General features: G+C 72.5%; 10 protein-coding genes. 4 read left to right on the top strand and 6 right to left on the bottom strand.

What is annotated here, in order from left to right; translation table 11 throughout:
• Positions 1-43: 43 nt before the first annotated feature.
• The 4 genes from IPJ17_09475 to IPJ17_09460 form a co-directional block, all read right to left on the bottom strand.
• Positions 44-2,260 (bottom strand): glycoside hydrolase family 44 protein, encoded by a 2,217-nt coding sequence (locus IPJ17_09475; protein ID QQR75779.1) that lies wholly within the window; start codon positions 2,258-2,260, stop codon positions 44-46.
• 67 nt (positions 2,261-2,327) lie between these two features.
• A complete protein-coding gene (locus IPJ17_09470) occupies positions 2,328-3,161 on the bottom strand; it encodes a hypothetical protein (protein ID QQR75778.1) in 834 nt (277 codons plus the stop codon).
• Entirely contained in the window at positions 3,158-3,844 is a 687-nt protein-coding gene (locus IPJ17_09465) for a dTMP kinase (protein ID QQR75777.1), read from the bottom strand. The genes IPJ17_09470 and IPJ17_09465 overlap by 4 nt, the downstream gene beginning before the upstream one ends.
• A 44-nt stretch (positions 3,845-3,888) precedes the next feature.
• On the bottom strand, positions 3,889-5,544 hold the full coding sequence (locus IPJ17_09460) for a DUF4388 domain-containing protein (GenBank protein ID QQR75776.1): 1,656 nt from the start codon (positions 5,542-5,544) through the stop codon (positions 3,889-3,891).
• Positions 5,545-5,645: 101 nt separating this feature from the next.
• Between IPJ17_09460 and IPJ17_09455 the strand changes: the two genes are divergently transcribed.
• Both IPJ17_09455 and IPJ17_09450 read left to right on the top strand, forming a co-directional pair.
• Positions 5,646-6,233 (top strand): hypothetical protein, encoded by a 588-nt coding sequence (locus IPJ17_09455; GenBank protein QQR75775.1) that lies wholly within the window; start codon positions 5,646-5,648, stop codon positions 6,231-6,233.
• A gap of 128 nt (positions 6,234-6,361) precedes the next feature.
• Positions 6,362-8,689, top strand: coding sequence for a TonB-dependent receptor (locus IPJ17_09450; GenBank protein QQR75774.1), 2,328 nt, complete (start codon positions 6,362-6,364; stop codon positions 8,687-8,689).
• 106 nt (positions 8,690-8,795) lie between these two features.
• On the opposite strand, the gene IPJ17_09445 is transcribed toward IPJ17_09450, so the two are convergent.
• Positions 8,796-9,335, bottom strand: a complete 540-nt coding sequence (locus IPJ17_09445; GenBank protein ID QQR75773.1) for a GNAT family N-acetyltransferase — start codon at positions 9,333-9,335, stop codon at positions 8,796-8,798.
• Between the two features lie 16 nt (positions 9,336-9,351).
• A complete protein-coding gene (locus tag IPJ17_09440; GenBank protein QQR75772.1) occupies positions 9,352-10,377 on the bottom strand; it encodes a nitroreductase family protein in 1,026 nt (341 codons plus the stop codon).
• Positions 10,378-10,543: 166 nt separating this feature from the next.
• Between IPJ17_09440 and IPJ17_09435 the strand changes: the two genes are divergently transcribed.
• Together IPJ17_09435 and IPJ17_09430 are read left to right on the top strand one after the other, a co-directional pair.
• Entirely contained in the window at positions 10,544-11,866 is a 1,323-nt protein-coding gene (locus tag IPJ17_09435; GenBank protein ID QQR75771.1) for a S1 RNA-binding domain-containing protein, read from the top strand.
• Between the two features lie 42 nt (positions 11,867-11,908).
• The gene (locus IPJ17_09430; GenBank protein ID QQR75770.1) at positions 11,909-12,928 is read left to right on the top strand and encodes an N-acetylmuramoyl-L-alanine amidase; all 1,020 of its coding nucleotides are present in this window, start codon (positions 11,909-11,911) and stop codon (positions 12,926-12,928) included.

The raw sequence follows: 12,928 nt of genomic DNA, 5'->3' as shown, positions 1-12,928 counted from the left end.
CCGGCTGGAGCGCGGTTGACCCGCGGAGCGCCGAGTCTCGCCCCTACGGCCCCACCCACCGCGCGAGCCCGCGCTCGAACGAGTCGCTGAACGGCAGCCCGCCGCCGCCGGCGAGTTGGCCGACGGCGAGGGTGGCGGAGCGGGGCGGGAGGGTGAGGACGATCGGCGTCGCGGCTCCCGGGACGGTGCCGGCGGCGGCGAGCGCGGTGGTCGCGGTGAAGCGGTAGAGCGCGAGGTTGCCGGTGACGCCGCCCGCGACGGTGACCTGGGCTTCGCGGTCGACCGTGTCCTTGTTGAAGAGAAGCAGGAAGAGCCTGCCGCGCGGATCGCGCAGTGCGTAGGAGGCGACCGCATCGGGGGCGAGACTCGTGGCGCGCACGCTGTCGCCGGCGACGCGACTGCCCGCGGCGTCGTAGTCGAGGAAGAGCAGGAAGGCCTGCTCGACTTTGGTGCCGACCTCCGGCGCCACCCAGCGCGTGGCGAGCTCGACCCCTTCGCGGCCGAGGATCGCCAGCAGCTCGGCCTGCGCCAGGGTCCCGCTCGCGCCGGTGTCCGGACCCCACTTGTACTCCGTCAGCGCGAGCCCGACGCCCGGGCACTCCTGGTCGATCCAGGCACGCAGGCGCGGCAACAGGTACGGCGCCTCGCCGATCCACGACTCCGAGACGTAGGCCGGATCCCACAGCTCGCGCAGCGAACGCAGGCGACGCGCCGAGGTCGAGGCGTCCTCGCCCGAATCGTTGCCGCCGAGCCCGGCGACGTTGGCCTGCGGGTAGTAGTGGACGTCGAGCAGGTCGAGCACCCGCACACCGGTCGTGCGCTCGTGGGCGCAGGCCTGTCGCAGGTACCAGCGGACGAACTCCACGCCGCCGTGCGCCTGACGGTCGGCGCCGTCGATGCAGCTCGGACCGACGTCGGCATCCGCCGCCGAGCTGAAGAGATCGCACCAGCCCCAGGTCACCGGCCCGAGGATCTTCACCGACGGATCGCGCTGCCGCACCTCGCTGGCCACTGCCAGGCCGCGAGTCCAGACCTCGTCGTAACCCGGCGCCGTCGGATGCACGTCGCGATGCGTGCTGTTCCACAGCATCGCCTCGTTGTCGAGCGCGACGAAGCGCACACCGCCCTGCGCCGCGCTGCCGTAGCGACCGCCGAGGAAGTCGATCCAGTCGCCGACCCACGCCGGCGTGATGGCGATCGAGGTGTCGAACGGGTCGTTGCCGACGATCCTCCCGCCCTGGCAGTAGCCCGTCGTGTTGACGGCGCTGTCGCAGAGCCCGTTGCCGGCGTCGTGGGTGCACCAGTCCGGCGGGTTGTTGCCGAAGTAGCGGCACTCGTCGGAGGTCTGCGGCCCGTACTTGACCTCCGAGAAGCTCCAGCGCTTGGCCTGCACCGGCGCCGGCGCCCAGCCGATCGTCGGCACGGTGAGCACCACCTGCGAGCCGGCGGCGAGCGTCTCGGCAACGAACTGGTCGCTCGACGAACCGGCCGGCAATCCGCCGGGGCTCGACGAATCCGGGATGTTCATGAAGAACCAGTCCGAGGCGGTCGAGTGCACGTCGGCCTGCCAGTTGTAGCGCGTCGTCGAATTGCCGCCGTAACGCCGCACCGTGTAGGGCACCGTGGAGAAGCGCGCGATGTCGCCGAAATTCACGCCGTAGACGAGCGGGCTGACGTAGCGACGGTCGGCTCCGGGGTCGACGGCGACCGGCACCGGTCCGCCGGGCGGCACGATCGGGCCCGGGCCGGTGAGCTCCCAGTCGTCGACCAGGACGGCGGCCTGGTCCCCGGCCACACCGGCCTGGATCCAGAGATCGTCGAAGCTCCCCGAGGTCACCCCGAAATCGGCGAACGGCACGGTGACCTGCGCCCACTGCCCCGCCGGCACACCACCGGCCGGCAGGTAGGGAGCAAGCGCGGTCGAGAGGCGCGTCGTCGAGCCGAGTCGCACCCAGAGCACGAGCGACTGGCCGCCCGACCCTTCGCCGCGCACCCAGAAACGGACCCCGTTCCACTCCGCCACGGACAGCGCGGCGGCCGAGTGCAGATAGACCGCCTCCCAGGCATCCGGCTCGAAGCGGATGGCGTGGGTGCCGCCGTGCACCGTCCCGGTGTAGGCGAGGTTGACGACCGAGGCCCAGCCCCAGTACTCCCAACCGTCGGCAACCTGGTCGACGTAGACCGGCAGAGTCGCCGCGCCAGCGGCCGTGGCGACGAGGGCAAGAGCGAGAACGACGAGGGGGCGCGGAAGAGGTCGCATCGCCTTCAGGCTAGCGAAGGCCCGGGGGACCGCGCGGTGGACTGATGCACTCGACGGTCGTGGGAGATCAAACGGCGAGGCGGCGGGCGACCAGCCCCTCGAGGATCCGCTCCGCCGAGATCCCGCGCAACCGCAGGGGGGACGCCTGCAGGAGGTCGTCGGCGAGGTCGAGCAGTCCGCGGCGCGCTTCGGCGGGGCACTCCGCGGCCTGGGCAGCGCGCACCGCGCTGGCCGCCGCGAGGCTCCAAGGGCGGCTGGCGCGCGGATCCTCGAACCCTCCGGGGGCGGCGAGCGCCGCGCTGGCCGCGAGCAGCGCCCAGCCGCCCGCTCCGTCGCGATGCGCCGCGACGGCCCGCAGCAGCCCGGCGGCGATCGCCTCGATTTCGTCGTCGGCGAGGGCCACCGCCGGTCCGAGGAAGAGGGCGAACGCTCGGCTGCGGATCGTCGGCGGCAGGTCGAGCCGCGAGGGTGCGAGCAGGAGGAAATGACGGGGCGCACCGAGCCCGGGCTCCTCGATCGCCTTGAGCAGCGCGTCGGACGCCTCGCCGGAGAGCGTCTCCGCTGCCGCGACGACGAACACCTGCCCGCGCGCCTCGAACGGGGAGAGCTGCGCCTGACGCAGCACGGCGCGGGTCGCCTCGGCCGAGGTCGAGGTCTTGAGGTCGCGCTCGAGGACGTGAAAGTCCGGGTGGAACGACTCGTCGCCGCGCCCCGGCCAGCAGAGCCGGCGACAGTGCGGGCAGACGCCGCACGGTCGCGATTCGGTCGGGCTGGCACAGAGCAGCGTGCGCGCCAGGGCGATCGCCGCGTCCTGCCGCACCTCCACGCTCGCCCCGTGGAGGATCACCGCCGGGTAGAGCCGCCCGTCGCGCGCCAGCTCGAGGGTGCGCTCGAGGTTCACTCGGCGAGCTCCGGCAGCAGATCGGCGAGCGCCCGCCGAACCGCCCGCGCGGTGGCCTCGACCGAGCCGCTCGAATCGACCAGCCGCACGCGCTCCGGCTCACGCCGCGCCAGATCGAGATAGGCCGTCCGCACCCGCTCGTAGAAGGCGAGCTCCTCGTCGTCGAGCCGGTCGACCGCACCGCGTGCATGGCGGCTGCGCGAACGCCCGCGGCCGCGCGCCACCTCCGCCGGCAGGTCGAAGACCACGGTGCGGTCGGGCCGCCGTCGACCGGTGGCGAGGCGATCGACTTCGTCGATCGACGCGCTCGCGACGCCACGCCCACCGCCCTGATAGGCGACGGTGGAGTCGGTGAAGCGATCGCAGAGCACCACCTCGCCGCGGGCAAGGGCCGGCTCGATGACTTCGTCGAGATGCTGGCGCCGGCTGGCGAAGACCAGCAGGAGCTCGACCGTGCCGTCCATGGCGCGGAAACGCCGGTCCTTGAACAGGCTGCGCAGCTCGTCGCCGAGCGGCGTGCCGCCCGGCTCGTGGGTGACGACCGCGGTGCGCCCCTGCCGCGCGAGCGCCACCGCCACCCGCTTGAGGTGGCTCGATTTGCCGCTGCCGTCGAGCCCCTCGAAGGTGACGAAGAGGCCGGAGGCGGCGCGCGGCGGCGGGCTCGTGGGGAGTTCGGTCGACATCGTCGTGGGCAGCGGCAGGGGACGTTAGCACGCGCCTCGCGCGGTCAACGCCGGCGCTCGCCGGCGAGGCGCCGCAGCGCCTCGAGCGGCCGGCGATCCGGGGCGAGCGGCTTGATCGAACGCCGCAGCAGCACCTCGGCCTGGGCCCGGTCGCCGAGCGCGGCACACACCTCTCCGGCGTAGTAGCAGGGCAGGCCGGCCTGCGGGTCGAGGCGCATCGCCTGCTTGAGGTCGTCGAAGGCGCGCGCCGCCGTGGTCGGCGACTCGCTGAAGCGCGTCCAGGCCAGCTCGGCGAGGTAGAGGGCGTTGCCGGGATCGCACTCGACGGCGAACTCGATCTGCTGGATCGCCGCGCGCAGGCGGCCGGCTTCACGCAACGTCAGGCCCTTGGCGAACTGCGCCTCGGGGTCGAGCAGGTCGGTCTGGATCTGGAAGTAGCTCGCCGAGCGCTGGCGCGCCGCCTCTTCGCGCGCGCGCTGGCGGCGGAAACGCAACGCCTCGCGGCTCTCGGTCCGCTCGAGCTCGGCGAAGGCCAGAGCACCGGCGAGGAAGAGCTCGCGCGCCTCTTCGGCGAGCGGCGCGAGCCGCCCGGCCTCGAACCGCCAGGGCGCGAAGCGGCGGGCGAAGTCGAGGTACTGGTAGCGCACGAAGGCGAGCGGGGCGTCCTCGTCGACGCCCAACAGCTCGAAGGCATCCTGCCGGCGGAAGTTCAGGTAGGCCTCGTGCACCCCGCGGGCCAGGCGGGCCGCCTCCTCGGCCGACGGCGCCGCCGCGGCGCGACCCGTCGCCGCGCCCTTCGTCGCCGGCTCGGGGGAGGGAGCCGGTCCTTTCGGCGCGTCCGCCGCCGCGTCGCGCGGCGCCTTGCCCGTTCCCACTCCCTGCTCGACCGCCGCGTCGACTGCGGGGGCCTCGGGCACAGGAGCAGCCGGAGCTGCCGGCTCCGCCTCGACCGCCGGCGGCGTGCCGATCTCGATCGCGCCGAGGAAGGCGAGGCCGGCCACCGAACGCGCCACCTCTTCGGCATCGGTCGCCGTGGCCAGGGCGAGCGCCGCGAGATCCCGCGGCTGCTCGTCGAGCAACTCGAGCAGGTGGGCCTGGGCCGGGGGCAGCTTGAGGTCGCCACGCGCGAAGAGGGGCTCGCGACCGGCGCGCCACGTCGCCGCGCCGTACGGCGCCACCCAGCGCTCGACGAGCTCGGCCGGCGCGAAGCGCGCGATGCCGGTCAAGACGAGTTGTGGCGCCCGGACCTTGAGCGACGAGCCGGTCGGCGGCGGGTCGCGCACCACCGCGAAGCGCCCCTCGCGCCAGGTGAAGACGTCGAGGAGCTTGCGCGCCAGGTTCTGCTGCAGCGCCTTGTAGAGCTCGGTCGAGTCGAGCTTTCCCCGCTCGATCAGCACCTCGCCGATCAGCGCGCTGCGGGCCACCGACTCGCGCAGGCACTCCTGATAGTCGCTTTCGGCCAGCCGCCCCTGCTGGACGAGGAACCGCCCGATCGTCTCGTGGAGCAGGTTCGAGCGGCAGTCGACCGGACCGCCGCCTTCGAAGAAGATCCGCTTGTCGACGTGACCGCGTCGCAGACGGAGCTCGACCCCTTTGCCGGAGAGCCCATGAGCGAGCAGCAGGGCCGGGAAGGAGACCTCGGAGAGCTCACCGACCTCCCAGCCGGAAAGCTCGAGCAGTCGTTCTCTCGATGGAAGCATCGCGCGCGTGTCCAGCCGTGAGGACGAAGCGTAACACCCCCGGAGGCCCACCCGATCGCGTGGGTTGCACGTCAGACCCCTGTGCTAGGTTGCGCCGCGACATGAGGGCCGGACGACCGAACTTCGAGCTGGCGGGCGCGCGCCCGCACCGCGCCGGGCGGCGCGGGCCCTCGGCCTGGCTGATCGCCGCGGCGTCGGCGCTGCTCACCGCGGCACTCGTCCCGTTCCACGCCTGGCTCCTGTGGGAACGCCTCTCCGACCTCTCGATCGGCCAGCCGGCGGTCGCCTGGCGCTGGATCGCGGCGCTCGCCCTGCTCGCCGCCGGCCTGCGCGAGCTCCGCCAGGGGCGTCCTCTCCTCTGGGGACGGCGCGCCCTGGTTCTCTGGACGCTCGCCTTCCTCCTCCATGCCGGTGCCACGCCGGTCTCGACGCACCCGATCCCGCTCTCGGTACCGCCGCCGCCGGCCGTGCACCTGCTCTGGCTGGTGCCGTTCGGGCTGGCGAGCGGCCTGCCCGAGCTCGCCGAGCGCTTCGCCGCCGCCTTCCGGCGCGGGTTCGTCACCCCGCGCCCGCGGCGCCGCGCGGCGCCGCCCGAGGAGTACCGCCTCCCCAACGCACCGGGCGTCCGCCCGGAGCTCGGCGCGCCGCGCCCTCCGCCGTCCCTCTCCGCCGTTCTCGCCTCGTCCTGAGAGACGGCGGAGGCTCGATCCCGAGCCCTCCGCTTCCGCGGCAGACGCCTCATCCGGCGTCCTGCCCACCACCGGGCCCCCGGCCTTCGGGCCGCGTGAGCCGACTGTACGGATTCTGGAGGTTCTCGATGTCTCTTTCGCGCCTTCGCACGAACCTGCTCGTGCTTGCTTTCCTGCTTCCCGCCCTGACCTGGCCACTGCTCGCCGACGAGGCCGCCGCGACGGCCACCCCGGCTCCCGCGGATCCGGCAGCCAGCGCCACCCCCGCTCCACCCACCGATCCGGCCAAGCCGGCCGAGGAGATGCCGTCATTCTTCGCCACCACCACGGTGACCGCGGTCGGCCGCGAGGTCGACACCTTCGAAGTCGCCACGCCGGTGACCGTCATCTCGACACAGGAGATCGAACGGCGCGCGCCGAACAACGCCGCCGATCTGCTGCGTGAGCAGCCGGGCGTCGACGTCAACGGCGTCGGACCGAACCAGGCCCGCCCGGTCATCCGCGGTCAGCGCGGCCTGCGCGTGCTCTTCCTCGAGGACGGGCTGCGGATGAACAACGCCCGCCGGCAGACCGACTTCGGCGAGATCACCGGCCTCGTCGACCTCGACACCGTCTCGAGCGTCGAGGTCGTCCGCGGACCCGCCTCGGTGCTCTACGGCAGCGACGCCATCGGCGGCGTGCTCAACCTCGTCACCAAGCTGCCGAGCTCGCTCTCCAGCACGCCGATCGGTGGTGGCGCCGAGCTGCGTTACGGCACCGCCGCGGAGCAGAAGCGCGCCAGCCTGTCGCTTGCCGGCGGCATCGGCCGCTTCAGCTACATGGTGAACGGCTCGAAGCGCGAAGCCTCCGACTACGACGCGCCCGCCGGCCGCTTCGGCGCCATTCACCTCACCGACTCGGTGCCGGTGCTCGATTCCGGTGTCGACGACCACAACCTCTTCGCCCGTCTCGGCTGGAACCTCACCGACAGTCAGACGCTCGGCGTGCGGTACTCGACCTACCACGCCGACCAGACCGGCTTCGGCTACATGGACCCGGCGCTGATCGGCGGCGACACCTCGGCGCTGGTGCGCATCCTCTACCCGTACCAGGACTTCGACCGCGCCACCCTCTCCTACGACCACTCGGCGCTTTCGAGCCTCCTCGCCGACTCCTTCCAGCTGCGCGGCTACTACCAGGTCAACGAGCGCGAGCTGGTCAACGACATCGACATCAACATCGGCCCGATCTTCCCCGGTGCCCCGGACTCCTCGGTGGCCGCCGACTCGACGAACTACACCAAGCTGAAGACCGCCGGGATGCGCGCCGAGGCGATCAAGGTGGCCGGCACGCGCCAGGTGCTGACCTACGGCTTCGAGTACTACCGCGACGACTCGTTCAACACCGACTTCTCCACCACGACGACGAGCATCCGCTTCCCCTTCCCGCCGTTCCTCGCCAAGTCGGTGACCACCGACGGAATCGCCAACTCCCCGAACGCGATCAACGAGAGCTGGGGGGTCTTCGCCCAGGACGAGATCACCCTCGGCGACAAGCTCAAGCTCTCCGCCGGTGCGCGCTACCAGGACGTCGCCACACGCGCCAAGTCGACGCCGGGCTGGGACATCGCCAACCTCGACTTCGACGACGACGCCTTCGTTGGTGCGGCGACCCTCACCTACCAGGTCACCGACTACCTCAACCTGCTCGGCTCCTACGGCCGCGCCTTCCGCGCCCCGAACATCATCGAGCGGCTGTTCAACGGGCCGACGCCGGAGGGTAGCGGCTTCCAGATCCTCAACTCCGACCTCACCTCGGAGACCTCCGACAACTACGATCTGGGGATGAAGTACCGGCGCCAGAACGCCTTCTTCGAGGCGGTCTTCTTCCACAACGAGATCAAGGACGGGATCATCCAGGACTTCCTCGCGCCCGAGGAGATCGCCGCCCTGCCCGCCGCGCTGCAGGCCCGGATCAACGCGAGCGGTGCCCGCTTCGTGGTGCAGGAGCGCAACGTCGACCGCCTGCGCTACGAGGGTCTCGAGGTGGCGCTCGGCTACCGCCACGCGAGCGGTCTGACGGTGGGCGGCAACTACACCCACATCACCGGCAAGCGGGTGACGCAGTCGGCCGCCCCGGTGGAGGACCAGTACTCCGACAAGATCTCCGCCTACCTGCGTTACGAACAGCCGAAGGGGCGCTTCTGGGCCGAGTACCGCGTGCGCCACAACGGGTCGGAGAAGGTCAACCTCGAAGCCGGGGAGCCGCTGCCCGCCGTCGGCGACACGCTCCCGGCCTTCACCATCCACACCCTCTCGGGCGGCGTGACCCTCTACGAGCGCGGCCGGTTCGCCCACGTGCTGCAGCTGACGATCGAGAACCTGACCGACGAGCTCTACGCGGAGTTCTCCAACGCCAGCTTCTTCCGTCCGGAGATGGGGCGCAACGTCGTGGCGTCGTACCGCCTGCGCTTCTAGTCGGCCCGGCCCAGCGGGGCCGGCCGGGCGGGGCATCGACGAGCGGCGGCCGGACACGGTCGCCGCTCGTTGCGTTTCGGCGCCGCCGCCGGGTCGCCGCGCCCGGCTACTCCGGGCGCAGGCGCTCGAAGAGGATCGCCCCGTCTTCGAAGCCGGGGCCGACGAGGCGGAAGCCGCACTTGTCGAGCACGCCGATCGACGGCACGAGGTGCGGCAGCGTCTGGGCGATCACCCGCCGGACGCCGGGGTGGGCAAAGGCATGGTCGAGCAGCCCCCGGGTGGCTTCGGAGGCGTAGCCCCGGCGCTGCTCGGCGGGAAGCACCGAATAGCCGATCTCGACCGTTCCCGACTCGTCCGGCGGGCCCTTGTAGCCCGCGCAGCCGACGAGCGCCGCCGGCGCCTCGGCCGTCGCGCGGCGCAGGACGTAGTAGAACCACCACGCCGACCGCGACGCGTCCTCTTCGAGCTTGCCGACCACCCAGCGGATCGCGCCCTCGTCGTACTCGCCCGGCGGCCAGCCGTCCGGCACGGCGAGTCCGAGCCGCTCGGCGAAGCGCGCCGGCGAGTCGAGCTCGGCGCGCAGCAGGTCGAGGGTCGCCACGACGAGGTCGAGGCGCGGCGTGCGGATCGCTGCCGGTGCGTTCAACGGCGCCTCCGGAGCGTCATCCGAGCACGCTCTCGACCGGCCGGCGCGGGCTCGGCGCCGGCTCGGCGGCGTAGCCGAAGCGCAGGACGAGCTGCGGCTTGCCGTCGCGACCGAGCACGTCCGGGAGCTTGCCCCGCACCTCCGGCACCTCGACCGGCTGATTGAGGTAGGAGGAGAAGAGGCCCAGGCTGCGCGCCCGCAACAACAGCCGACCGAGCGCCTGACCCGCCTTGAGCCATGCCGGCGGGGTGTCGTGGTCGGTGCCGAGCACCGCCAGCACCGGCGAGCCGTCGGTGACCTGGCGGTCGCGCGCCGCCTCGCCGTCGCCCCGGTCGAAGGTCCGGACGACCAGCGGGCCGCGATAGAACTTGAGATCGTCGACGCCGAGGGCGTGGTCGGGGATCCCGTCGCCGCTCTCGCGCCGGCTCGGATGGAGCCAGGCGGCGAGCTCGCGACGGAAGCTCGGATCGCTTCCCTGGCGGGCATCGGCCTCGTTGATCAGGTCGGCGAGCGCTGCCCGCTCCGCGGGCGTTTCGACGAGGTGGAGCCACGCCCCTTCCTCGGTGGCGAGGAGGCGCAGCTCGGTCAGCACGTCGGCAGCGACGGAGCGCGCGTCGAAGGCGCCGCGATGGGTCCGCCGCCTGGGGATCGCGCCGAACTCGGCGAGCTCCTCGGCCGTCGCCTCCCCCGGCTCCCCCAGGCCGATCCGTGCGAACAGATCGGGGTCGGTCGGGTCGGGCCAGGTCGTCACCTCGCCACGGAAGCCGAAGCGGCGGATCGCCACCCGCAACTGGTAGAGGGCACAGCCGCAGGAGAGCGTCAGCTCGCGGTCCTCCGGGTCGGAGACCGCCAGGGCGCGGGTGCGATCGGCGACGAGCTCGAGGCGGTCGCCGCGCAGCCGGAAGCGCCAGGGCTGCGAGTTGTGGGTGGACGGTGCGAGCACCGCGTAGCCCAGCAGGAAGGTCAGCCGCTCGGCAGCGGTGCCGGAGGCGGGAAAGTCGGCCTCGGCAATCGCCCAGGGGTCCGATCCGGGTTGCGACATCGGGGTCTCTCCTCCACGAGCGGGCTCGTCTCCGCCCGCCGCGCGGAGCATATCCGCGCCGCCGGGCGGTGCGACGCCGGCGGAGCGGGCCGACTTGCGCTATCCTTAGTGGCCTTCACGAGCGCCGCCGAGCGCCAAGTCCGCCAGTCGCCCACCGGGAGTCACCATGTCAGACGTGCCCATGTCCACCGCCGACGCCACCGTCACCCGTCTCGAGCTGTCCGAATCTTCCGAGAATCTCTCGATCGCCGTCGAGCCGGCGGTCGTTCCGTCTGAAGACGCCCCGGTCGCCGCCGAGGCCACCTCGACCGCTCCGCCGGAGGTCGCGGAGGCCGCAGAGCTCGAAGACCATCTGGCGCCCGATCTGCGCCTCGCCTTCGCCAACGGCACGCCGGTCACCGGCAAGGTCATCGGCTGGAACCAGGGCGGCTTCCACGTCGCCATCGGCGAGACCGCGGCCTTCTGTCCGCGCTCCGAGATGGAGGTGGGTCACGCCCACGAGCCGGCGCGCTATCTCGACCAGGAGCACGAGTTCCGCATCCAGCGCGTCGAGGACTCCGGCCGCCGCGTCGTCCTCTCGCGCGCCGCCCTGGTGCGCGAGGAGCGCAAGAAGCAGGCCGAGGCGACGCGCCAGTCGCTCGAGGTCGGCTCGGTGCGTACCGGTCGCGTCCGCTCGCTCACCGAGTTCGGCGCCTTCGTCGACCTCGGCGGGGTCGAAGGCCTGGTCCACGTCTCCGAGATCAGCCGCCAGCGGGTGCAGAGCCCCGCCGAGCTGCTCAAGGTCGGCCAGGAGGTCCAGGTCAAGGTGCTGAAGATCGGCTCGCAGGGGAGCCGGATCTCGCTTTCGATCAAGGCGCTCGAGCCCGACCCGTGGGAAGCGGTCGGCGAGCGCTACAAGGCCGGCGAGACGTTCACCGGCAAGGTCCTGCGCAAGGCCGAGTTCGGGCTCTTCGTCGAGCTCGAGCCGCAGATCGAAGGGCTCGTCCACGTCTCCCAGCTGCCGATCGGCAAGGACGCCAGCGACGCGTCGCTCGCCCCCGGCGAGACGGTCACCGGCTGGATCCGCGAGGTCGATCCGGCGCGACGCCGCATCTCGCTCGCCATGCGCGAGGTGGCGGTCGGCGACCCGTGGCGCGACGCCACCGGCAAGTACCCGGAGGGCGCGATCGTCGAGGGCACGGTCGAGAAGATCGCCCAGTTCGGCGTCTTCATCGAGCTCGAGCCGGGCGTCACCGCCCTGCTCCCCGGCTCCGAGACGGGCCTGCCGCGCGGTGCTTCGCTCGGCAAGGCCTACCCGACCGGCAAGAAGGTCCGCCTGCAGGTGGCCTCGGTCGATCTCAAGCGGCGCCGCATCTCGCTCGCCCTCGAGGGCAAGACGCTCGAGGGGTCGCGGGCCGACTACCAGGCGTACCTCAAGAAGAGCCGCGAGACCGCCGCGCGTGGCCTCGGCCCGATGGCCGCCGCGCTGCGCAAGATGCGGGAGAGCTGAGGTCGCCCCCCGCCGCCCCCGCGACGGAGGGAAGCCCGAGGAATGGAGGCCAAGGCCCGCCTGAAGCGCCGGATGCTGAGCGCGGCGGTCGCCGAGAACGTCGCCCTCATCGAGGGGCGTGCGCCCGCCCCACGGCGCTCGCGCTCCTCCCGCCGGCTCGCCTGGACGCTGGCCTTTCTCGCCGGAGCAGCCATCGCCGCCGCCGTCGTGCTGATCGGCGGCCCGTGGACGGTTCCCCTGGCCGCCGCAGCGACGGCCCGGACGGCGCTTCCCGTCGCCCCGGCCCCGGCTCCTTCCGCCGCGGGCGGTGAGCTGACGGCACCGACCGCCCCGCCGATGCGCATGGCGCGCGAGGTCTTCCCGCTCGCCCTGCGCACCATCGTCCTCGACCCCGGACACGGTGGCGGCGACCTCGGCACGTCGGTCGGCGGCCTCTACGAGAAGGACCTCACGCTCGACCTCGCGCGGCGCCTGCGCCGGCTCCTGCTGGAGCAGGGCTTCTCCGTGCACCTGACCCGCGACGCCGACACGCGGCTCTCGCTGCGCGAGCGGGCACGCCTGGCCAACGACCTCGGGGCCGACCTCTTCCTGTCGATCCACCTCAACTGGTTCGAGGGCTCCTCGCAGGCCCGCGGGGTCGAGACCTACTATCTCGGACCGACGAACGACCCCTACCTGACGCAGTTGGCGAGCGCCGAGAACGCCGAATCCGGCTACTCGCGCGCCGACATCCGCCACCTGCTCGAGGGGATCTACCGCGACCTGCGCCAGGAGGAGTCGCTGGCCGTCGCCTCGTCGCTGCAGCAGGCGCTCCACCGCTCGCTGTCGCGGCTCGACCCGAAGGTCGCCGACCGCGGGGTCAAGCAGGCGCCGTTCCTCGTCCTGGTCGCCACCGAGATGCCGGCGGTGCTTGCCGAGGTATCCTGTCTCTCCAATCGCGAGGAGGCCCGCCTCCTCACGCAGACGGAGTATCGCGATCGCATCGCCGAAGCGCTGCTGGCCGGCGTGAGAAGCTATGCGGAGGGCGCCGAGCGCGCCGTCAACACCAAGAGGAGCGGATGA

This window comes from Holophagales bacterium, from assembly GCA_016699405.1.
GTDB lineage: Bacteria > Acidobacteriota > Thermoanaerobaculia > Multivoradales > JAGPDF01 > JAAYLR01.
Note: the sequence above shows the minus strand (reverse complement) of the source record. Positions and strands in the feature narration are given on the sequence as shown.